The 22,242-nt window shown below is 50.7% G+C and carries 16 protein-coding genes and 1 tRNA gene; 11 read left to right on the forward strand and 6 right to left on the reverse strand.

Annotation, left to right across the window (positions count from 1 at the left end; genetic code table 11):
- Nucleotides 1–1,989, reverse strand: a complete 1,989-nt coding sequence (locus BMW93_RS12045; RefSeq protein ID WP_090375785.1) for a fumarate reductase/succinate dehydrogenase flavoprotein subunit — start codon at nucleotides 1,987–1,989, stop codon at nucleotides 1–3.
- A 48-nt stretch (nucleotides 1,990–2,037) separates the two neighbouring features.
- A complete protein-coding gene (locus BMW93_RS12050; protein WP_090375788.1) occupies nucleotides 2,038–2,709 on the reverse strand; it encodes a succinate dehydrogenase cytochrome b subunit in 672 nt (223 codons plus the stop codon).
- Between the two features lie 291 nt (nucleotides 2,710–3,000).
- On the opposite strand from BMW93_RS12050, the gene BMW93_RS12055 reads away from it, so the two are divergent.
- The 6 genes from BMW93_RS12055 (at nucleotide 3,001) to BMW93_RS12080 (ending at nucleotide 12,656) form a co-directional block, all read left to right on the forward strand.
- Nucleotides 3,001–5,907 (forward strand): gliding motility-associated C-terminal domain-containing protein, encoded by a 2,907-nt coding sequence (locus BMW93_RS12055; protein WP_090375790.1) that lies wholly within the window; start codon nucleotides 3,001–3,003, stop codon nucleotides 5,905–5,907.
- 287 nt (nucleotides 5,908–6,194) lie between these two features.
- Entirely contained in the window at nucleotides 6,195–9,047 is a 2,853-nt protein-coding gene (locus tag BMW93_RS12060) for a gliding motility-associated C-terminal domain-containing protein (protein ID WP_090375792.1), read from the forward strand.
- Nucleotides 9,048–9,174: 127 nt separating this feature from the next.
- Nucleotides 9,175–10,053, forward strand: a complete 879-nt coding sequence (gene fabD / locus BMW93_RS12065; protein WP_090375795.1) for an ACP S-malonyltransferase — start codon at nucleotides 9,175–9,177, stop codon at nucleotides 10,051–10,053.
- 66 nt (nucleotides 10,054–10,119) lie between these two features.
- A tRNA-Gln gene (locus tag BMW93_RS12070) sits at nucleotides 10,120–10,190 on the forward strand.
- A gap of 248 nt (nucleotides 10,191–10,438) precedes the next feature.
- Nucleotides 10,439–11,044: a TetR/AcrR family transcriptional regulator gene (locus BMW93_RS12075; RefSeq protein WP_090375797.1), complete on the forward strand. Its 606-nt coding sequence runs from the start codon at nucleotides 10,439–10,441 to the stop codon at nucleotides 11,042–11,044.
- A gap of 97 nt (nucleotides 11,045–11,141) precedes the next feature.
- Nucleotides 11,142–12,656, forward strand: coding sequence for a lipopolysaccharide biosynthesis protein (locus BMW93_RS12080; RefSeq protein WP_090375799.1), 1,515 nt, complete (start codon nucleotides 11,142–11,144; stop codon nucleotides 12,654–12,656).
- A gap of 9 nt (nucleotides 12,657–12,665) precedes the next feature.
- Here BMW93_RS12080 and BMW93_RS12085 read toward each other — a convergent pair whose 3' ends face one another.
- Together BMW93_RS12085 and BMW93_RS12090 are read right to left on the reverse strand one after the other, a co-directional pair.
- The gene (locus BMW93_RS12085) at nucleotides 12,666–13,412 is read right to left on the reverse strand and encodes an ABC transporter ATP-binding protein (RefSeq protein WP_090375801.1); all 747 of its coding nucleotides are present in this window, start codon (nucleotides 13,410–13,412) and stop codon (nucleotides 12,666–12,668) included.
- Between the two features lie 21 nt (nucleotides 13,413–13,433).
- A complete protein-coding gene (locus tag BMW93_RS12090; RefSeq protein ID WP_090375803.1) occupies nucleotides 13,434–14,162 on the reverse strand; it encodes an ABC transporter permease in 729 nt (242 codons plus the stop codon).
- Between the two features lie 62 nt (nucleotides 14,163–14,224).
- Between BMW93_RS12090 and BMW93_RS12095 the strand changes: the two genes are divergently transcribed.
- The 3 genes from BMW93_RS12095 (at nucleotide 14,225) to BMW93_RS12105 (ending at nucleotide 16,688) form a co-directional block, all read left to right on the forward strand.
- Nucleotides 14,225–14,935: an SDR family oxidoreductase gene (locus BMW93_RS12095; protein WP_090375805.1), complete on the forward strand. Its 711-nt coding sequence runs from the start codon at nucleotides 14,225–14,227 to the stop codon at nucleotides 14,933–14,935.
- Between the two features lie 74 nt (nucleotides 14,936–15,009).
- Nucleotides 15,010–15,918 (forward strand): ROK family protein, encoded by a 909-nt coding sequence (locus BMW93_RS12100; protein WP_090375807.1) that lies wholly within the window; start codon nucleotides 15,010–15,012, stop codon nucleotides 15,916–15,918.
- A 59-nt stretch (nucleotides 15,919–15,977) separates the two neighbouring features.
- Complete coding sequence (locus tag BMW93_RS12105; protein ID WP_090375809.1) at nucleotides 15,978–16,688, forward strand: glycosyltransferase family 2 protein; 711 nt, start codon at nucleotides 15,978–15,980, stop codon at nucleotides 16,686–16,688.
- Nucleotides 16,689–16,712: 24 nt separating this feature from the next.
- On the opposite strand, the gene BMW93_RS12110 is transcribed toward BMW93_RS12105, so the two are convergent.
- On the reverse strand, nucleotides 16,713–18,236 hold the full coding sequence (locus BMW93_RS12110) for a hypothetical protein (RefSeq protein WP_090375812.1): 1,524 nt from the start codon (nucleotides 18,234–18,236) through the stop codon (nucleotides 16,713–16,715).
- Nucleotides 18,237–18,238: 2 nt separating this feature from the next.
- Entirely contained in the window at nucleotides 18,239–20,050 is a 1,812-nt protein-coding gene (locus BMW93_RS12115) for a discoidin domain-containing protein (protein WP_177194072.1), read from the reverse strand.
- A 444-nt stretch (nucleotides 20,051–20,494) separates the two neighbouring features.
- Between BMW93_RS12115 and BMW93_RS36255 the strand changes: the two genes are divergently transcribed.
- The gene (locus BMW93_RS36255) at nucleotides 20,495–20,677 is read left to right on the forward strand and encodes a helix-turn-helix transcriptional regulator (RefSeq protein WP_409013093.1); all 183 of its coding nucleotides are present in this window, start codon (nucleotides 20,495–20,497) and stop codon (nucleotides 20,675–20,677) included.
- Nucleotides 20,678–21,008: 331 nt separating this feature from the next.
- Nucleotides 21,009–22,241, forward strand: coding sequence for a hypothetical protein (locus BMW93_RS12125; RefSeq protein WP_143061642.1), 1,233 nt, complete (start codon nucleotides 21,009–21,011; stop codon nucleotides 22,239–22,241).
- Nucleotide 22,242 lies beyond the last annotated feature (1 nt).

Genomic DNA, 22,242 nt, shown 5'->3' on the forward strand with positions numbered 1-22,242 from the left:
TTATTTATAGCTTCTTTGAGCAATTTTGATGTTTTCATACACGAGCTCTTCTTTGTGAAGCTCCCAGTTCTCGGGGCCTTTATGCTCCCAGGCCGAGACATACATGTAATTCTCGTCGTCACGCAATGCTTCGCCCTCTTCGGTCTGGTATTCTTCCCGGAAGTGGCCGCCACATGATTCGTTACGATCCAATGCATCGATACACATCAGTTCGCCGAGCTCGATGAAGTCGGCAACACGGTTTGCTTTGTCGAGTTCAGGGTTGAAGTAATTGGCGGTACCCATTACTTTCACATCCGACCAGAAGTCTCTTCTCAATTGGCGGATTTCCTCGATCGCCTCTTTCAAGCCCTGTGCATTACGCGCCATACCGCATTTGTCCCACATGATTTTGCCCAGACGGCGGTGGAAAAGTTCAGGAGATGTTTTACCCTGAATGCGAAGTAATGTGTCGATGCGCTCTTTTACTTCCGCTTCCGCTTTCACGAATGCTTCATGGTCGGTAGAGATTTTTCCGGTACGGATCTCGCTCGCCAGGTAGTTACCAATGGTGTACGGAATTACAAAATAACCATCGGCCAGACCTTGCATTAGCGCCGAAGCACCGAGGCGGTTCGCGCCGTGGTCGGAGAAGTTGGCCTCTCCCAGCGAGTACAAGCCCGGAACGGTGGTCATCAGGTTATAGTCAACCCAAAGGCCGCCCATGGTGTAGTGTACCGCAGGATAGATACGCATAGGCACTTCATACGGGTCTTCGCCGGTGATTTGCTTATACATATCGAAGAGGTTACCATATTTTTCTTTCACAACTGCCTTACCCCACAGTGTAATATCGGCGTCGGAGGCATTGTGAATATTGTTCTTGTTGGCTTCCCCGCGTCCGTAACGCTCTACCGCCGCAGCGAAATCGAGGTAAACGGCCAGTTTGGAAGATCCTACACCGTAACCTGCGTCGCAACGCTCTTTCGCCGCACGCGACGCGATGTCACGCGGTACGAGGTTACCGAATGCTGGGTAACGGCGTTCGAGGTAGTAATCGCGCTCGTTTTCAGGTATCTCGTTACCCGGGCGGTTGTCGTTCTGTTTTTTAGGAACCCAGATACGCCCGTCGTTACGCAACGACTCCGACATCAGTGTCAGTTTCGACTGGTGCTCGCCGGAAACCGGGATACAGGTCGGGTGGATTTGGGTAAAACAAGGATTACCGAAGAATGCGCCGCGTTTGTGGGCTTTCCATGCTGCGGTCACGTTGCTACCCATTGCATTGGTCGAGAGGTAGAAAACGTTTCCGTAACCGCCCGTGCAAAGCAATACCGCGTGGCCTCCGTGTCTTTCAATCTCTCCAGTGATCAGGTTACGCGCGATGATACCGCGGCATTTGCCATCAATATTCACGACGTCGAGCATTTCGTGGCGGTTGTACATTTTAACAGTACCCATACCTACCTGGCGCTGCAAGCCGGAATATGCTCCGAGCAACAGCTGCTGGCCCGTCTGGCCCGCTGCGTAAAATGTACGCTGCACCTGCGTTCCACCGAATGAGCGGTTGGAAAGCAAACCGCCATACTCACGCGCGAAAGGCACACCCGCGGCTACGCATTGGTCGATAATGTTACCCGAAACTTCGGCAAGGCGGTGCACGTTCGCTTCACGCGCACGGTAGTCACCTCCCTTAATGGTATCATAAAAAAGACGGTAAACCGAGTCACCGTCATTCTGGTAGTTTTTTGCTGCATTGATCCCCCCTTGTGCGGCAATGGAGTGCGCACGGCGTGGGGAATCCTGAAAACAGAACGCTTTCACTTTATAACCGAGCTCCGCGAGCGTAGCAGCCGCAGAAGCGCCGGCAAGTCCGGTACCTACTACAATGATTTCGAGGTTACGTTTGTTCGCAGGGTTAACCAACGGAACGGACGAGCGGTATTTGCTCCATTTACTTTCGAGTTGTCCCTGTGGTATTTTGGCATCCAGACGAGATGAAGTTGCCATATATCAAATATTATTTAATCGAAAATTAGAAATAAGACGCTTTCAGGATTACTTCACCCAACCCAGATAGATTGCGATCGGCATTAACGCGAAGAGGATAGGCACGACGATCGAAAACGCGGTTCCCAGGAAGGAGATCATACCATTGTATTTCACGTGGTTGAGGCCAAGCGACTGGAATGCGCTTTTGAAACCGTGCAGCAAATGCCAGAAAAGGGAAATGCAACCCAGAATGTAAATCAATACCACAATCGGGTTCTGGAATGTAGTGAGCATCATTTGATAAAGATCCAGCTCCTCGCCCGTTGCAAACTGGTTCGTGCGGTTGGGAATCCAGAAATGCGAGGTGTGAACTACGAGGAAGATCAGCAGCAATGTCCCGAGCAAGCCCATGCTGCGCGAGTACCAGGTACTGTTTGCTGCCGCGTTGTTCACGGCATATTTCACCGGACGGGCGTCACGGTTACTTTTCCAAAGCATCAAACCATCAACGATATGGAGTATAAAGCCGGCAACCAGGACGATTTCGAGGGTACGTATAATCGGGTTGGTAGCCATGAAATGCCCCCAGTGAGTAAAAGTCTCTCCGCCGTCGTTGTAAAAAATCATGGCATTGATGGTGGCATGAACGACCAGGAAGCTAATCAAAAAAAGTCCGGTAAGAGCCATCAGAAGTTTTCTGCCGATAGAGCTCGTTAACGTTTGTGAAAACCACGACATAATCAAAAACGAATGGTTTTAGTGCAAAAAAAAGAGGTATATTTAGAACCTTTCAAAGGTATATCACAAACGTTAGCGAGACAAAGAATCCCTTTCATTTTTGCAAACCGGCCTGTTTATTTATAATCATTATTAAGAATTATTTAGACTGATTAGCCTTTGCAAAAGCAAGACGCTCAGCGCGAAGCGTTCAGCCCCGGCTTTCCAACTATTTTGTAACCGTTTAGCACACATTTTCAAACAGGTGCTTCGTTGAATTGTTACATACGCGGACGACTAACGAACCGACCCATGCTCAAACCTCTATCTTATCGGCTACTGCCTGTTATTCTGATGCTGACGTTGTCGTTCAGCCAGGTTTTCGCGACTCATTTCCGCGCCGGGGAAATCACGGCGAGAAGAATGTCGCTTACGTCGCATACCTACGAGATAACACTGACCGCCTATTTCGATATGATAAGCGGACCAGAAGCCGCCAGACTTCAAAATTCGGTCGTTTTCACCATCAACAATGTGAAAGGCACCGGAGATCCCGATTTCGTGGAAGCACCGAGGATTCTCCCCATTGTTGATATTGGCAACAATACCACCCAAAACGTTTACAAAGCCATTTACACGTTCAGATCGGCAGGGCAATACCGCATTTCCATTGAAGAAGATGCACGCAACGACAATGTGTTAAACATTGGCCCAAAACCGACCAGGAGCCTTAACTTCTACGTAAGCACCACCTTGGAAATCAATGCGGCTTTCGGTCTGAACCGGACGCCCGTGCTTCGCAATGCTCCTATCGACATCGCAGCCGTGGGCCAGCGCTATATTCACAACCCGGCTGCGTTCGATGCCGACGGCGACAGCATTTCCTATCGGATGTATGTCCCTCAGCAAAGGGGGGCAAATGGCATGGGTATGGACCTCGTATACCAGGACCCGAATACCGTTACACCTCCCGGCCAGACCGAATCCGGCGCTACCCCGGCTACATTCAGCCTTAACCCCGTAACAGGTGACATCATATGGGATGCACCCGTCACCAAAGGATATTATAACGTCGCATTCATTGTGGAGGAATGGCGCGACGGCGTACCGATAGGCCAGATCGTCCGCGATATGCAGATCATCGTCGAGGACGCCCGTAACGACCGGCCTGTTTTGACTCCCATACAGGATATTTGTGTCGAAGCCGGGACGTTGATTAACCAGAAAGTAGTCGCGACGGATAAAAACGGCGACAAACTCACCCTCACTTCCGCCAGCGGCGTCTATGATGCCACGCTGATCAAACCTCCGCTCGCGACCTTCACCGTTGCCAACCAGGGTGCCCAGGGTAGTGTGACCGGCACGTTCATCTGGCAAACATCCTGCGACCACATTCGAATGGGTCCATATGGAGTGCTGTTTAAAGTCGAAGACGGGCCGACGCCGACTTTTCCTAATCCCTCACTTTTCAAGAAGCTAGCGGATATGACGTCGTTCAATATCCGCGTCTACGGCCCCAAAGCGACGGGATTGCGAGGTACCGCCGTCACCGATCCTACGGGCACCGCCTATCGCCTCAACTGGGATGCTTACAAATGCCAGATAGCAGGGGCTAAAATTGCTATTTACAGAGCGGAAAAATGTACGGACATCTCCGAAGACGTGTGTAGTCCCGGTATCCCGGCCGGTTCGGGTTACGAGGAAATCGGAAGGGTGGAAGTGAACCAAACTACATTCCTGGATAACAATGGTGGCGAAGGCCTCCGTCCCGGCGTTTCCTATTCCTACCGCATTGTGGTCATATTCCCGCGGCCCGGTGCGAGCCCGAGCGACCCAGGTTACCTGATCGGCGGTGGCGTAAGCGTTGCTTCGGCCGAGTTCTGCCTTAACCTGCCGCTGGTAATGCCGGTCATCACCAATGTTACCGTCGATTCTACCAGCACTACCAGAGGCCAGATCACGGTAAAATGGATCAGACCTGCGGCCGCAGCCGGTTTGCCTGCTCAATACCGTCTTTTAAGGGCTACCGGGCAGGCAGGCACCTCGTTCACACAGGTCGCAGCCATTAATACAAACCTTACACCGGGAGCAGCCGACACCCTGTTTGTAGACAAAGGTTTGAACACAGAAGCCAATGCCTACAACTACAAACTTGAATATTATACCACAGTAAACGGCCAGCTGACCAAATTCGACGAAACTGAAACGGCCAGCTCGGTAAGGCTCGAACAGATCGCCGCCCCGACCAATGCAGTCGGGTTGAAATGGACCGCGCTTGTGCCGTGGGACAATAGCAACCGCGTGCACCGCGTGTACCGCGAGGATAAAGCCAAGCCAGGCACGTTCAACCGCATTGCGGAAGTTCCCGTAAAAGGACAACAGTCATTCAACTATGTCGACGACGGTACAGATCAATATGCCGCTGACGGTACTGTGAATGTGACTATCGTGAAGGATTCTACCTATTGTTATAAAGTTGAAACGGTAGGTTCGTACAATAACAGCCAGATCAAACCTTCTGTTCTGTACAACTTCTCGCAGATACTTTGCGTGTCCTCGTCGGATACCACCAAGCCTTGCCCGCCGGTGCTCACCCTTGATCCGCTCAACTGCGATTCGCTCAGAGCGCATCCTGAGGCATTTTGTAACCCATCCGGCTTTACCAACCATCTTTCATGGGAATACCCCGCCGAGCTGGATGGCCGTGATTGCGACCCGTTGGTGACCGCTTACAGGGTATATTATGCAAGATATGAGGGTGATGCACCAACTTTGATCACCACGGTTACCACTCCGCCATCGCCGCTGCAAACGTTCTTTGACCATAGAGGCCTCACCTCATTTGCCGGATGCTACTATGTGACGGCCGTCAACCGCTTCGGAAGCGAAAGCGCCCCGAGCAACACCGTGTGCCGGGACAACTGCCCGATGTATGTTTTGCCAAACGTGTTTACACCAAATGGCGACAACAAAAACGACACCTTCCAGCCGCTCGAATGCCCCGCATTCGTACAATCGCTGGAATTCAAGGTATTCAACCGCTGGGGAGCGCAGGTATACTCTACGAAAGACGTGAACATCAACTGGGACGGCAAAACCAACGGCGGAAAAGAGCTCGCCGCAGGCCAGTATTATTATGAAGTAACCATCTATTTCGAATCATTTAAAAAACAAGGTGCGGAGACAACTATGAAAGGCTGGGTGCAATTGCTGAGATAGCAATGCAAAATCACATCAGGGCGCTATTTGTGCGGCTTTGGGACTTTGTGACAATTCATATATGATTTATAAAGTTGTTTTGTATGTTTACAAACTGACTCATTATATTCATTCCCGAAGCACACATTTTTATCTGAATTTTCGTTGATTTAAGGTACCTGACAGGAGATATGGCGCCTGCCATTGCCTCCCTATCATTATTAGCTCGACATAGATTTATGCGCTCTGTTTTACGAATCCCATTATACTTGTTCTTCCTGGCTCTGCTGTGTAATGGCTTTCAGGCCATGGCTACGCATATACGCGCGGGCGAGATCACGGCTAGACGGCTTACTTCCGCCAGTTCTCCAATCCATACCTACGAAATAAAACTTACTGCCTATTTCGATATGCAGAATGGCGAAGGTGCCGCCAATGCCCAGAATACGGTGTTCTTCACGATCGGCCCGCCTAATGCCATACAATCTACCCAAGTCGACGTTATAGAGGCTCCCCGTATTCAACCGATCCCAAACATCGGTAACAACACTACGCAGAACACCTACATTATCAACTACACTTTCCGCTCTGCCGGTCAGTATCGCATTTCCTTTGAAGAGGATAACCGGAACAACAATGTATTGAATATCGGTCCGCCACCTACACAGAACCTGAACTTCTATGTGAGTACGATCCTGGAAATCAATGCCAATTTCGGAAAGAACCAGACACCCGTGCTGCTCAATGCGCCGATCGATGTGGCTGCGGTAGGGCAACGTTACATTCACAACCCAGGCGCATTCGATGCCGATGGCGACAGCCTTGCCTATCGGATGTTTGTTCCCCAAAGAAGCGGCGTGAAGGGCACGGGTATCAATTTGCAATACAAAGACCCTAATATGGTAACGCCTCCCGGATCCACGGAGGCTGGCGCATCACCCGCCACTTTCAGTATGAACCGGATTACCGGCGACCTCATCTGGGATGCACCCGTCACCAAAGGATATTATAACGTCGCATTTATCGTCGAAGAATGGCGCGACGGAACGCTCATTGGGCAGATCGTCCGGGATATGCAGATTATCGTCGAGGACGCGCGTAACGACCGGCCTGTGATTCAGCCCCTGGACGATATTTGCGTCGAAGCCGGGACGTTAATCAATCAGCAGGTGAAGGCTACGGATAAGAATGGCGACAAACTTACGCTCACATCATCGGGCGGTGTTTACGATGCTTTGCTGATCCCGCCGGCGGTGGCGAAGTTCACCGTTGCCAACCAGGGCGCACAAGCCAGTATTACCGGCCTTTTCACATGGCAAACCTCCTGTGCCCATGTTCGTCTGGAACCTTACGACGTCCTGTTTAAAGTGGAAGATGCCCCCGGGCCGGGTGTTCCCAACCCGTCACTATTCCGGAAACTGGTCGATATGACGACGGTGAACATCAAAGTTTACGGGCCGAAACCCACGGGCCTGAAGGCTACCGCGGTTACCGATCCTACCGGAACAGCCTATCGCCTCAACTGGGATGCTTACAAATGCCAGATAGCAGGGGGTAAAATCGCCATTTACAGGGCAGAAAAATGTACTGATATTTCCGAAGACGTGTGTAGTCCGGGTATTCCAGCCGGTTCCGGTTACGAGGAAATCGGAAGGGTAGATATTAACCAGACCACCTTCCTGGACAACAATGGTGGTGAAGGCCTCCGTCCTGGCGTTTCCTACTCCTACCGCATTGTGGCCATGTTCCCAAGACCCGGTGCCAGCCCGAGCGACCCAGGTTACCTGATCGGCGGCGGCGTAAGCGTTGCTTCGGCGGAATTCTGCCTTAACCTGCCATTGGTAATGCCGGTCATCACCAATGTTACCGTCGATTCTACCAGCACTACCAGAGGCCAGATCACCGTAAAATGGATCAGACCTGCGGCCGCCGCCGGTTTGCCTGCACAATATCGTCTGTTCCGCGCTACCGGACAGAACGGTTCTTCGTTCACACAGATCGCGGCCATCAATACCAACCTTATTCCGGGAGCAGCCGACACGTTGTTTATTGACAAAGGCCTGAATACCGAGGTCAACGCCTACAACTACAAACTCGAATATTATACCACTGTAAACGGCCAGCTGACCAAATTCGACGAGACAGAAACGGCCAGTTCCGTAAGGCTCGAACAAGCTGCTGCCACGTCCAATGCGGTAGGATTGAAATGGACAGCGTTAGTGCCCTGGGACAATAGCAACCGCGTACACCGCGTGTACCGCGAGGATAAAACCAAACCAGGCACGTTCAACCGCATCGCGGAGGTTTCGGTGCAGGGGCCGCAGACATTTACTTATGTCGACGACGGTACAGATAAATATGCTGCTGACGGTACTGTGAATGTGTCCATCGTGAAGGATTCCACCTATTGTTATAAAGTGGAAACAGTGGGTTCGTATAATAACAGCCAGATCAAGCCTTCTGTTCTGTACAACTTCTCGCAGATACTTTGCGTGTCCTCGTCGGATACCACCAAGCCTTGCCCGCCGGTGCTCACCCTCGATCCGCTCAACTGCGATTCGCTCAGAGCGCATCCTGAGGCATTCTGTACGCCATCAGGTTTTACCAACCACCTCTCATGGGAATATCCCGCAGAGCTGGATGGCCGCGAATGCGACCCGCTGGTGACCGCTTACCGGGTATATTATGCAAGATATCAGGGTGACGCGCCAACGTTGATCGCTACGGTAACCACACCACCATCTCCGCTGCAAACATTCTTCGACCATACCGGTCTTACCTCGTTTGCCGGATGCTACTATGTGACGGCCGTCAACCGCTTCGGAAGCGAGAGTGCCCCGAGCAACACGGTATGCCGGGATAACTGCCCGATGTTTGTGCTTCCAAACGTATTTACGCCTAATGGCGACAACAAAAACGACACCTTCCAGCCACTCGAATGCCCTGCATTTGTACAATCGCTGGAATTCAAAGCCTACAACCGCTGGGGCGCGCAGGTGTACTCTACCAAGGATGTCAACATCAACTGGGACGGCAAAACCAATGGCGGAAAAGAGCTCGCGGCGGGCCAGTACTATTATGAAGCAAAAATATATTTTGAGTCGTTCCAGAAACAGAGCACTCCGGTTACCATGAAAGGCTGGGTGCAGATTCTCCGATAACATCGATTCCGATTTGAAAAAAGGCGACACCCGTTGCCTTTTTTCTTTCACATTCAAGTATTTCCTTTGTAGCCCGGTTTTTGTACCGGGTTTTTTATTTCATCGTGAATAACCTTAAATCATCCATATGAAAACGGCATATGTTTTCCCTGGTCAGGGGTCGCAGTTCAAAGGAATGGGCCTGGATCTTTACCAGAGCTCCGATTCCGCCAGGGCATTGTTTGAAAAAGCGAACGAGATCCTCGGTTTCGAGATCACCAAAATCATGTTTGAAGGCACCGACGAGGAGCTGAAACAAACCAATGTGACCCAACCGGCGATATTTATTCACTCCGTGATCCTGGCGAAGATCGCCCCCGATTTCGCACCGAACATGGTAGCGGGGCACTCGCTCGGCGAATTCTCGGCTTTGGTAGCAGCAGGGGCCCTTTCCTTCGAAGACGGCCTCTCGCTTGTGGCAAAACGCGCCGCTGCGATGCAGAAAGCCTGCGAAATCCGCCCGTCTACGATGGCGGCGATCCTTGGCCTTGCCGATAGCGTGATCGAAGAAATTTGCGCCGGCATTACCGACGAGATCGTCGTTCCCGCAAACTACAACTGCCCGGGACAAGTGGTGATCTCCGGAACGATCGAAGGCGTCGAGCGCGCCAACGAGCTCCTGAAAGCTGCCGGAGCGAAACGCGCATTGGTACTTCCCGTAGGCGGTGCATTCCACTCGCCATTGATGGAACCGGCCCGTGAAGAACTCGCAGCGGCGATCAATGCGGCGCAGTTCGAGCAGCCTATTTGCCCGGTTTATCAGAATGTGAATGCCAAACCGGCCACTGAGGTTGCCGTTATCAAGGAAAATCTGATCTCGCAGCTCACTGCTCCGGTAAGATGGACGCAGTCGGTGGAGCAAATGGTAGCCGACGGTGCAGAAATTTTTATTGAGTCGGGACCAGGCAAAGTTTTGCAAGGCCTTGTAAAAAAGATCGCTAGCAATGTTGAGCTAAAAAGTATTTAATTTTTTTCCTGAAAAACTTGACACGTTACCCTGCTAACATTACTTTTGCACCACTGTTTACGGTTTTGGCCGATGGTGTAATGGTAACACAGGACATTTTGGTTGTCTTATTCAGGGTTCGAGTCCTTGTCGGCCAACAGTAATCGAAGAGCTCATTGAAAAATGAGCTCTTTTTTATTTTCATACCTACCCTGCATCTGATCTTAGAAAACTTCCAAATTCAAATGGTTACATAGCCATTTGATAACATTTCCAACTTTTTGCGACTTTACGGTGACATTAAGGAAACCAATTTAAAAATTTGGTTACTTAATGTAACTTTTCTGCTATAAAATTTGGATATGAAATGTTACATTTACTATGTTTTAACCTAAACAGCACCCATATGAAAGTAGACAAAGTTAAAAAGCGTGATCGCGAGCGCACGAAGAGTAAAATACTCAAAGCGGTTGGCGAAGTAATTGAACAACATGGCACCGAAAAGGTAGGCGTCAATCTGATCGCCCGCACCGCCGGAGTCAACAAAGTACTGATTTACAGATACTTTGAAAGCGTAGACGGTCTGATGGAACAATACGTCAGGTCGGGTGAGTACACGTCAACCCTCAGTACCGATTACATTGACAACATCCCCGAGCTAACCCCCGAAGAACGGAACAAGGCTCTCACGTCCCTCATGCACACTTTCACGAACGATCTGCGCCAGCGTAAAGCCACGCGCGACCTGCTCCGCTGGGAAATCGGAACCGGAAAGTCGATGCTTTCAGACGCCCGCAACCAGATTGCGACGCGTATCCTCAGCAAAATAGGCGACCTGCCCTATTACAATGACACCAGCGCGTTGATCGCATTCATTTCAGCAGGCATTTATTTTTTGACCATCTCCTCTGATTATCGTGAAAAAATGCTTGATGTAGATCTTCAAACTGATGAAGGCTGGAAGCGTATCGAGCGCGTAGTTGACAGTATTATCTCCGACGTCCGGGGTTGACGATAAAAAACCAAAGGCCCTTCCCACGAAACGGGAAGGGCCTTTCCTTTTATTGGCGGTTACTCACCTATATTTGCGGTGGAAAATCCCGCATTGAATGAGCGTACTGAAGAAACTGGCCAGTGAAACCGCCACCTACGGCATCAGCACCATGCTGGGCCGCTTTTTAAACTACCTGCTGGTGGCCCTGCATACCAAGCTTTTTGAACCTCAGCAAATCGCCGCACAGGGGCAGCTTTTCGCCTACGCCGGGCTCGCGCTCGTGCTGTACACGTTCGGCATGGAAACGGCATTCTTCCGCTTTGCGCGGGAGGAAAAGGACCGAAAACAATACTATGACCTGATATTAAGTGCCGTGATCGTCGTGAGCCTTGTCTGCTCCACATTTATGTTCGTGCTCTCGGGGCCCATAGCCGAGCTCATCAAATATCCCGATTCCGCCTCCATTGTGCGGATGTTCGCGATCATTATGGCTACGGACGGCATTGTCTCAATCCCGTTTGCAAGGCTGCGGCTCGAAGGGCAGGGCAAGAAATTCGTGATCATCCGGGTTGCCAACATTCTCATTAACATTTTCCTGAACTTGTTCTTCCTGCTTGTCTGCCGCGATATTCACGCAGGAGAATACCTCACATTCCTGCAACCGGCCGTCGACCTGTTTTATAACCCGCTGCACGCACCGGACTACATTGTACTCGCCAACCTCGTCGCCAACCTGGCCTTCTTCTGGATGCTTCGGAAGGAGTTCGCCGACTTCCGGTTCGTGTTCAGCCGCGATCTTTTCAAGCCCGTATGGGTTTATGCATTTCCCGTGATGGTGATGAACGTCGGCGGTGTGCTGAATATGCTTTTCGACCGTGCATTCATCCAGTTCCTTCTGCCGGAAGGCTTCTACCCCGGCCGCAGCAACGAAACGGCCATCGGTATTTACGTGCAGTGCTACAAGCTCTCGATCTTCATGAACCTGGCCATTCAGGCATTCAAATATGCCGCGGAGCCGTTTTTCTTTTCCAAAGGCGAAGACAAGAATGCGCCGCCGGTTTTCGCGAAGGTTACCAAATATTTCATCATCATATGCGTGCTCATATGGGTGGGCATATGCCTGAACCTTGACCTATTCGCGGAATTGTTCCTGAAAAAGAAGATTTATCACGAAGGCTTGGCCGTGGTACCCTGGCTGCTGGCGGGATATTTGTTCCTGGGGGTGTACTACAACCTGGCTACCTGGTTTAAGCTGACCGACAAAACGCAATACGGAACCTGGCTCACGCTCACGGGCGCAGGCATTACCATCGCGACGAGCTTCGCATTGGTTCCACAGATAGGTTACATGGGGTTTGCGATCGCATTCGCATTGTCCGGCTTTATCATGCTCGCACTATGCTACTATTTCGGTCAAAAGTTTTACCCCGTGCCGTATGACATCGCCTCCGCAATAGGCTACATTGGCGGTGGAGCCTTGCTGATTTACGCTTCGTCGCTCCTTAAAATAACCGATTTATGGATCTCCGTGCCCGTGCATATGGGCGTGCTCGCGATCTTCGCGGTGGTAGTTTTTTTGCTCGAAAGGAAAAATATCCCGGCGCTGCGACGGCCGGCAACCCGAAAATGACAATGCAGGTTATTCCTGCATTTCGCGCAGCAGCTTGTTGGAAAAAAGGAATTCTTTCAGCTCAGGCACCGTCGTCTTGGTGATCTCTGAATTCACGCCTTCCCACAGCTTGTCGCCCTGGTAGAGGAACATAATGTTCTGCCCGATCTCCATTACAGAATTCATGTCGTGGGTAATGATGATAGTGGTGACTTGATACTCTTCCGTAATCTCTTTGATCAGTTCGTCGATCTTCACCGATGTCAGTGGATCGAGGCCGGAGTTGGGTTCGTCGCAAAAAAGGTAAGCCGGGTTCATCACGATAGCCCGCGCAATACCGACACGCTTTTTCATCCCGCCGCTGATCTCGGATGGCATCCGTTTTGCGGCCTGTTCGAGCCCTACCCTTTGCAAACAGAATGCCACCCGCTCCCGCTTCTCTTCCGGAGATTGCGAGGTAAGCATATCCAATGGGAAACGTACATTTTCTTCTACCGTCTTAGAATCGAACAATGCCCCGCCCTGGAAGAGCACACCCATTTCGCGGCGGATCGACTGCTGCATTTCTTTGTCGCAATTATAAAAATCGCGGCCGTTGTAGAGTACACTGCCCTGGTCGGGTTTCACGAGGCCGATCATGCATTTCAGCAATACACTTTTACCGGTACCACTGCCGCCGATGATCAGGTTTGTCTCCCCTTTCTGAAACTGGGCCGAAATTCCTTTTAAAACTGCCTTACCGTTGAATGCCTTTGAGATATTATTGATTTCAATCATTTTGTGTCCGGTTGAGAACGCTTACAAAAGCAGCTGTGCCAGCAGGTAATCTGCGATGAGGATGGAAATACAGCTATTGGTCACCGCCTGTGTGCTGGCCTTACCTACCTCCAACGCTCCACCCGAGGTAAAAAATCCCTTGAAAGAGGAAATCGAAGCGATGAGAAAGCCGAAAACAAAAGGTTTTACACACATGAAAAATATATTGTAGGGCACGAAGGAATCGCGGATACCATATAAATAATCGCGTTCGGTGATCACGCCGGTTAATGTTCCCGCGAGATAACCGCCCATAATGCCCAGAAATGCGGAGAAAATAACCAGCATCGGAAATGTGAACATCGCCGCGATGACTTTCGGAAGCACCAGGTACGACGATGAATTGATCCCCATTACCTCTAATGCATCAATTTGCTCCGTAATGCGCATGGTACCAAGCTCACTCGCGATATTGGACCCCACTTTTCCAGCCAGAACGATACAGGTGATGGTGGGCGCGAGTTCGAGGATTTCCATGTCGCGAACGATGAGCGCCACGGTAGAGATAGGTATAATGGGACTAACGAGGTTATAGGCCGTCTGAATACAAGACACCGCGCCGATGAACGTGGAAACGATCGCGACGATGAAGATCGAGCTCACGCCGATGCCCACGCATTCCTCCATCAGCCTCCGCCAGTAAACCGATAATTTCTCGCCCTTCCCGAACAACGTCCCTAAAAAAATGAAGTATTTACCGATTACAGACATGATATCTTAATTGTATTCAATATTTTCGGGAAAATTAGGCAAAAAAAGAAGTAATCAGAAAAATGAATCCATTAGCGGTTGTAACCGGTGGAACAAAAGGGATCGGAAAGGCAGCGATAGAAAAATTTTTGGCACAAGGCTTTGATGTAATTACCTGCGCGAGAAACGAGAGCGACCTGCTCGCACTGCAACAAACATTCAGCGAAAGTTTTCCCCAGTCGAAATTCACTTATTTAACGGCCGACCTCTCGGTAAGGGCCGATGTGGATGCGTTCATCGCATTTATCCACAAACATGCTACGCCCGTAGAGGTACTTATCAACAATACCGGCGTATTCATTCCCGGGCAAATCCATAACGAGACCGAGGGCACGCTGGAAAAGACGATGGAGACCAACCTGTACAGCGCTTACCATCTCACACGCGGCCTTTTGCCGGGCATGATCGAGCACAAAAAGGGCCATATCTTCACCATTTGCTCCACGGCCAGCATTATCGCTTACCCGAATGGCGGCTCGTATTGCATTTCAAAATTCGCTTTGTACGGAATGACGAAGGTATTGCGGGAAGAAATGAAGCGGCACCATATACGTGTAACGGCTATCCTGCCCGGCGCAACCTACACCGACAGCTGGAAAGGCACCGACCTGCCCGAGGACCGTTTTATGGACTCCGGCGACGTGGCCGAGTCGATCTGGGCTGCCTATGCATTGTCTCCCAGGGCAGTTGTGGAAGAAATTCTGATCCGCCCGCAGTTGGGAGATTTGGATTAATGAGTGAACAATAGCGCAATTTTGCTAAATTGCCGCATTTTTAAAATTATTTATTAAACCCATATTTTCATTTCATGGAACAATACCTCGGTATAGACGTGGGCGGTACTAACGTAAAAATGGGGATCGTTGACGCTACGGACGGAAGAATCTCAAATTTTTACAGTCACGATACCGCCAGCTGGCGCAGCTCCGGGCATTTTATAGACAGATTAGGTGATGCAATTGCGCTCCAGCTGGTAGAATATCCAGAAGTTAAAAAAGTAGGGATCGGTGTTCCGGGGCTCATTTCCCGCGACAGGACCACGCTGATCGAAATCACGGCAATCCCCGAAATCGACGGGATCACCATTGTTCCGGATTTAAAAGCACGCTTTCCTCAGCATGATTTTTACCTGGAAAACGACGCGAATGCGGCTGCTTTGGGTGAATATTACTTCGGCGAAGACAAACTTCCGGAAGATTATATCTTCGTAACCCTCGGCACCGGCATCGGCGGCGCGGCGATTATCGATAAAAAGGTATTCAAAGGCGGCGGCGGTAATGCAATGGAGCCGGGCCACGTGCCTTCCAAAAACGGAAAAGTCCTCGAACGCAACATCGGTAAAAAAGAACTGCTCGACATGGCGAATGCCATGCGCGCGGCTTACACCGGTACTACCCAACTTCCTGCTGACGGCACCATCTCGACCACCGGCCTGGTAGCAGCTGCTTCGGCAGGCGATGAGCTCGCAAAGGCTGTTTTCCAAGAAATGGGTTACCTGTTGGGTGAAGGTCTGGTTTCGATGATCCGTATACTGGATATTACAACAATTTTGATCGGCGGTGGTATTTCTGCCTCATTTGAGTTTATTTTGCCGGCAATTAACGATCGTTTCAAGTACTGGCTGACACCTTATTATTTGAAAACCGTCACGATCAAACGTGCAACGCTTGCTAACGACGCCGGGCTGCTTGGAGCAGCTTCATTGTGTTTTGAATAACGAATAACCCCGAAACAATAAAGATTCACTCTTAAACAGTCTCACTATATCTTTCCCTGATGAAATTATCGGTTATCGTTCCTGCCTACAATGAAGAAAAAACAATCCGAAATGTGCTGGATAAACTCAAATCCGTTGAACTGATAGGCCATTTTCAAAAGGAGATCGTAATTGTGAACGACTGTTCCGCCGACAATACGGAGGCGGTTGCTAAAAAATTTATAGAAGAGAATCCAGAGCTGGAAGTGGCTTACTTCCGGCATGAATACAACCAGGGGAAAGGGGCGGCATTGCACACAGGCATCCGCCGCGCGACAGGCGATTACATTATCGTCCAGGACGCTGACCTTGAATACGATCCCCAGGAATTCAATATATTGCTAAAACCGGTTATCGAAGGATATGCGGATGTGGTGTACGGCTCCCGCTTCATGGGCGGAAGACCGCACCGCATCCTTTTTTTCTGGCATACGATCGGGAACAAGTTCCTGACGTTCCTGAGCAACATGTTTACCAACCTCAACCTGACGGATATGGAAACATGCTACAAACTCTTCCGCGCCGATATTCTTAAAAGCCTCAAGCTGGTCGAAAACCGCTTCGGTTTCGAACCTGAGGTAACCGCCAAAATCTCCAAAGTGCCTAAAATCCGCATCTACGAAGTTGGCGTGTCGTATTACGGCCGCACGTATGAGGAAGGCAAGAAGATCAACTGGAAAGACGGCTTCCGCGCATTGTACTGCATTGTGCGCTACGGGCTGGGAAGCTAAGTCTTCTGAAACACGACTTCACCATTAAATATCCAGCAGCACGACGTGGATACCGCTTCCACATACCGTACCTGTGTAGCTTTTGGCCGGATTGGTTGGATGTTTGATCTCGATAGCGTGTTTGAGGTTATCCGCATACATATTAAAGTAATACAAAACCATCTTGCTCCCTGAAATACGGCACCTCGCAATGCCTCTTTTCGTGAAGTACGCGCTCACAATGTCGCTGCCTGTCACCTTCCGGTCGATCCACGCGTTACCGTCGAGGCGGTAGGAACAATAATACGGCGTTCCGTTCGCTACCACTCCGCCCGTTTGCATCCACAATAAATTGCCGAAATAGCTGTAATCGCTGCTGACAGCCAACGGCGAATAAAAATCCTGCGGCGGCAAACCCACGCCCAACTGGTAGTAGTAGGGAAATGTTGCCGGCCCTCCCGCATTGGGCCGCCAGTAATCCATACTTTGATGTACCGGCTGATAGTAGCCAATGGGTTTCTTGCTGGCCGGTTGTTTCAGAAATGTGCCCCAATCGACGAATATATTGCCGTACTCGTGCGCCAGAAAGCCCATCAAAATCTGAAATGCAGGGTCATGAACCGGCTTGTCGGAGCGAAAAAATGTTCCTTCCGGGAATGTAACCTTGTCCGGGAACGATTCCGGTGCCCACTCGTGATGATTGAAGAAAAACATACCCGTGTATTTCCCGAGCTTTTGCCAGAGTTCCATGCAGAAAAGCGTATTCATCGCCTGTCCCGGATTGAGATCGAACGCCCCGAAGTAAATCCCTTCCATCACGGTATTGGTACGCGACAACGTCGCACCCGGGTGAAACCAGCTTTTCATCGCCCATTGCGACGGGTCTTGCGTGTACATGACCTCCCAATCGGCCTGGGTTTTGGATGTGTTTCCGAGGTAATAGGGGCTTGTCGTGAAGTAATTATGGCAAAGGAAAAACGGCTTCTGGTCCTGGGCTTTCTTTGCTTCGTACAGTCCGGCGAGCTCGTCATAGAACGAATGCCACATGGGCTTGTCGGCAGGCATGAAGGGGAAGTTCTCCATCGTCTCCCCGATCCAGAGGTTGGATGCATTACCGCTGTTCCATACCTCATGGGCCTTCGCACGGGCCTCCGCGTCTGAGAACGGGCCGTTGGGCCAACATTTTTTGTTATAACCATCTACCCATTGTTCCGGCCCGGCACAGGGCAGGCCGAAAATCAACGGGATGGTCGGGACGCCATTATATTCTTTGTCGGGATAAGTGGTCCGGAATGTCGCCAGCGAGCCTTCATTACCGAGCTCGTTCCGGTTGTAATGCGTGCCGCCCTTCGCAAACGTCTGCGCCCATGTGTACGACTGCTTGGTGGGCGGCTTCACGAGCGCGTGGCCCGCGGGCATGGTGATATTCGGGCTCACCTCCATAAAACCGGGCGCTTGCGACGTCGGGTCGTAGCCGGTGGGAATGGTGTTCTTGAAAGTGACCGGTATGGTTTGGGCATGAAGGGTCAGGGTGCCCAGGAGCACCCATAGCAGGATCAGTTTTTTCATGGTCAGTTAAAGATAAAAGTGGTGAGTCCTCCCCGCGCGCCCGGCACCAGCTGTGCGACGGCATCGTTTTGATAATAGTAACTGCAACCTTCCTGTGGGCATGGCCAGCGGTTGAGCGTATCGAGCCCGATCTTCGTCGCCATTTTCACAACCCTTCCCGGAACGCTCGACTGCCAGGGCTCATTGGTAAGATTGGCACTCGTCCTCATCCATTTACTACCAATAAAATAGGACCATTCATATCCCGCAGGCAAGCTCACCGTTCCGACATCGCTCAGCAACCAGCCTCCGGGATTGGCCGGATCGGGGGCGATCGACAAGGTGAGGACTTCGGGAAAACCGCTGGAAGAAATTTTGGGTACCAACGACGATGGCGTGCAATTGGCTGCCTGCGCCACGGCGAAGGTCTTGGCCTGCCCGCTCGTACAAGTACCATTGCTGCTCGAAGCGGTGTAAGTACCGGCATTGACCGTGGTTATCGATGTGCCGCTCCCCGCAGATGAGCCATTGAGCACCCAGCTCACATTGCCCGAATAACCCGAGGCTGTCAGCGTAACCTGCTGGTTAGTTGCCGGGCAAACATTCGTTCCAGCCGTTTGCACAATCGTAGGTGTAATGCAAGTCACAGCGCAGCCGGTAATGGATAAGCCCACAAAGTTGCTTGGCCCCGCATGCGCGCCTATGCCCGTGTATTGCCCGTGCCACGAAATGTTCACGGCCCCATCCATAGCATATTGCCAGCCCATTCCGGCCACATTCGGGTCCGAACCGAACGCAGTTCCCGAAAGTTTGGTAGCACCGGCGAAAAACTCGATTTCCCGCAACTCGCCATACCCTATCGGGCTCGCCGCATAGCGTACGTGCTGGTAGGGTGTCGCGTTGGGGAACGTAAATTCCTGCCAGCTGCCCGTCGCATTCACACCGATCGTGTAGATATCCGTCCAGGTGTTACCGTCGTTCGAACCCTGAATTTTAGCTCCGTTGAGCCGGTTAAAGTCGGCGGCGCGCCATTGCAGCCTTACTTTGTTCATTACCGTGCAGCTTTGCGGATCGCCCGTGACGCAGATTTTATCCTGGCGGCAACTTCCTCCGCCTGTGCCCGCTATTTTTAGTGTAGAGGCACCGGCATTCAGGTTCACGGCAAAGGTGTAATCGGTATAGGCAATGTTCCAGGAGCCGGAATTAGGCAGGGAAACGCTCTGTGCATTACCCCCGTTGACCGTCACATTTACGACCGGCGCCACCGAGGAATAATAGCGCAATGTCACCTGATAAAGCCCCGCCGCAGGTACATTCACGGTATAATCGACGAAATGGTTGTACTGGTTCTCCGCACCGCGCGTCTGCCCGTTCGAAGCATTCGGATCGCTGGTGACCGGACCGTTGGCACCGGACATCGATTCTGCTTCCAGGCATTGGCTGAATGCATTGGCGGCCATCTGCCGCAACGATTTTTCTGTTGCCTCAGGATCATCCACCGCGATGGCCAGTTCTCCGCGGTAAAGATACCGCCCGGTTTCAGCGGAATGCTTTGTCCCTCGCAGCAGCATAAATTTTCCCGAAGGCGGTCGTGATACAAACTTGCCCGTCAGCCGGTACACCGCCTTATCACCCGGTCGAAGCAGTTTCACAGGCACGGCGTGATCATAATTGCCAGCCGTTTGCACAAAACCTTCGGGAAAAACGACTTTCAAAACAAACTCGCCATCGAGTGAGACAGGAAACAACCGGAGGCCCGAAAAGTCGCGCAGCGTGCAATGAACATCGATCGAGAACTCCTCGCCCACCTTCACAACGGACCTATCCGCAGACATTGAAAACAAAACCGGATCGAGATCCGCCTCATTTTCATTTTTTAAGCCATTTGCAAATAAATGATTTGCATTTAGGAAAAGAAAACAGGCCAGAATACATCTGGCAAAATTAATATTAGTGTGCATAACGATATAGATAAAGTAGTTTCCGTAAAACTATATCTACTATTCTACTTCACCTATTTCATTAACCCCTCAAAATTTTAGATCAAACACCTCAATTTTTGAGGGGTTTTTATTTTTAATAAAACAAATAACTTTGCTTTTATCTCAGGTTGTATTTCACAATTGCAGCCAGAAAACCCTTTTCGAAATATCACTTTCATCACGCTCTCCATGACCCCGGTATCAAAAAAATCCTCCATACTACTGGCCGATGGTTGCCAGTCCATCAACCAGAAATTACTTCGACTGACCGATCGCGAATGGGACGTGCTGTCTTTCATGACCGATGGCCTTACCACCGCCGAAATAGCGACATGCCTCGTTATTGAGCCTAAAAGCATTGAAAACTACAAGCGCAGGATCAGCAAAAAGCTGAACATAGGCGGCCGAAGCAACCTTATCCGATTTTGCATTGTAAACCGGGATTACCTGCGAAAGCTTTACATCCTGGTTCATAAATAGAATTTGAATTAATATTCCACAAGCGCTATTGCCGGAAAATAATTCAAATAGGTCATACGCACATTATTTTATTTAAATGCAAAATAAAACGCTTTATACGGTTTCGAATATATATTTATTAACTCCCAATATTATATACTATTTATATTGGACTAAACCGGAATTTGCAATCGCCGGAATCAGCTTGCTTTTTTATATACTATCTAAAATCATTTGGCAGGAAAATGAATTATGCAAAGTATTTATTCATTTAAAAGACGCCTGCTTCGCGTTCATTGCAGCAGTGGTACTGACGATGGCATCGGGGATTACCGGTTTTGCTTTTCAAACCATGGACCATTGGTGCCACAATGCGAAATTTCAGGAGCTGCTGCAAAACGACTGGCCGCTTCGCTTTCCTGTCGGCCGCCCGGTAATGGCCTATTATTTTGGCTATTACCTGGTTCCCGCAGCGTTTTTCAAGCTGACCGGCAGTATTTCAGCGGCCATAATCCTGATCTGGACCAGCCTGGGCATTACGCTCGGATTACTCTGGATTTACATCTCGTTGAACCGGAAATGGTGGGCCGTGTTCCTCGTGCTATGTGTAGGCGACTTTCCGAGGGTTTTTAAAGGCATCGCGGCACATTGGTCCGTTCAGCTGTACAGATACGAGGAGATTGGCGTCGAACATTGGTCGAACCTTGAAAACCTGTTTTGGGCACCGAACCAGTTTATTCCTTCGCTTATCCTGGGTGGAATGCTCTTCCATGTAATCCGCTTCCGGCTGGATTATGCATGGCTTTGCTTTCCAACGGTGCTGGCGCTCTGGTGGGCCGTTTTTCCCGCATTCGTAATGGGTTTGATTACAGCCCTGTTGCTGGGTTTTCGGTGGATGCGGCGGCGTATTTCGTTTTGTGAATTTTTTGAAAGGGTTTTGCTACCGGTCATCGCGGCGGTCCCGGTGCTACTATTGTTTCAATCGCATCCACACCCGCCGGAGCATGGGCCGATCTGGGAGTTCCGGAGCGATGCGGGCAATTTACTGCGCGAATACCTCGCCAATACGGTTACGGATGTGCTGCTGTTTGTGATTGTATTTTTGGCTGCCCGGCGGGCGGGACTCCCGGGAATTGCAACGGTGCCGTTTTTGCTGCTGATCTGCATTACACTGCTTTTTCCACTCATCAGGGTCGGTAAGGTGAACGATATGCTGCTGCGTGGCATGATGCCGGTGCTGATCGTGATCGGCTGCTGTCTGCTGTACCCCTTTACGAGTCAGCCGCTACCCAAGGTATTTGCGGCTTTGCGGGCCAATATGACTTGTATGGCCATTGTGCTGGCGCTGGCACTTCCCGCAGTGGTAGGGCTGGGGCGGTTATCAAGGGCCGCGCGATTCAACCGCATTACTGCGCTGTGGGATACGGCAGATTTGAAGTTCGTTCCTATGCCTTATGACGCCTACCCAAGCCTGTACGAAACATTGCGAAAGCGGTGGTCGCAGCAGGAGGCGGAACAGTATCTCGGAAAACCTGACTCGTTTTACGAAAAATACATTGCCCCGCCTCCCGCGAAAAAACCTTGAT

This window comes from Dyadobacter sp. SG02 (genome assembly GCF_900109045.1).
Classification (GTDB): Bacteria; Bacteroidota; Bacteroidia; order Cytophagales; family Spirosomataceae; genus Dyadobacter.

Coding starts and splice junctions, on each gene's coding strand:
- fabD (WP_090375795.1), top strand. CDS start 9,175: ATGAAAACGGCATATGTTTTCCCTGGTCAGGGGTCGCAGTTCAAAGGA.
- BMW93_RS12105 (WP_090375809.1), top strand. CDS start 15,978: ATGAAATTATCGGTTATCGTTCCTGCCTACAATGAAGAAAAAACAATC.
- BMW93_RS12110 (WP_090375812.1), bottom strand. CDS start 18,236: ATGAAAAAACTGATCCTGCTATGGGTGCTCCTGGGCACCCTGACCCTT.
- BMW93_RS12115 (WP_177194072.1), bottom strand. CDS start 20,050: ATGTCTGCGGATAGGTCCGTTGTGAAGGTGGGCGAGGAGTTCTCGATC.
- BMW93_RS12045 (WP_090375785.1), bottom strand. CDS start 1,989: ATGGCAACTTCATCTCGTCTGGATGCCAAAATACCACAGGGACAACTC.
- BMW93_RS36255 (WP_409013093.1), top strand. CDS start 20,495: ATGACCGATGGCCTTACCACCGCCGAAATAGCGACATGCCTCGTTATT.
- BMW93_RS12095 (WP_090375805.1), top strand. CDS start 14,225: ATGAATCCATTAGCGGTTGTAACCGGTGGAACAAAAGGGATCGGAAAG.
- BMW93_RS12100 (WP_090375807.1), top strand. CDS start 15,010: ATGGAACAATACCTCGGTATAGACGTGGGCGGTACTAACGTAAAAATG.
- BMW93_RS12075 (WP_090375797.1), top strand. CDS start 10,439: ATGAAAGTAGACAAAGTTAAAAAGCGTGATCGCGAGCGCACGAAGAGT.
- BMW93_RS12090 (WP_090375803.1), bottom strand. CDS start 14,162: ATGTCTGTAATCGGTAAATACTTCATTTTTTTAGGGACGTTGTTCGGG.
- BMW93_RS12050 (WP_090375788.1), bottom strand. CDS start 2,709: ATGTCGTGGTTTTCACAAACGTTAACGAGCTCTATCGGCAGAAAACTT.
- BMW93_RS12060 (WP_090375792.1), top strand. CDS start 6,195: ATGGCTACGCATATACGCGCGGGCGAGATCACGGCTAGACGGCTTACT.
- BMW93_RS12125 (WP_143061642.1), top strand. CDS start 21,009: ATGGACCATTGGTGCCACAATGCGAAATTTCAGGAGCTGCTGCAAAAC.
- BMW93_RS12085 (WP_090375801.1), bottom strand. CDS start 13,412: ATGATTGAAATCAATAATATCTCAAAGGCATTCAACGGTAAGGCAGTT.
- BMW93_RS12080 (WP_090375799.1), top strand. CDS start 11,142: ATGAGCGTACTGAAGAAACTGGCCAGTGAAACCGCCACCTACGGCATC.
- BMW93_RS12055 (WP_090375790.1), top strand. CDS start 3,001: ATGCTCAAACCTCTATCTTATCGGCTACTGCCTGTTATTCTGATGCTG.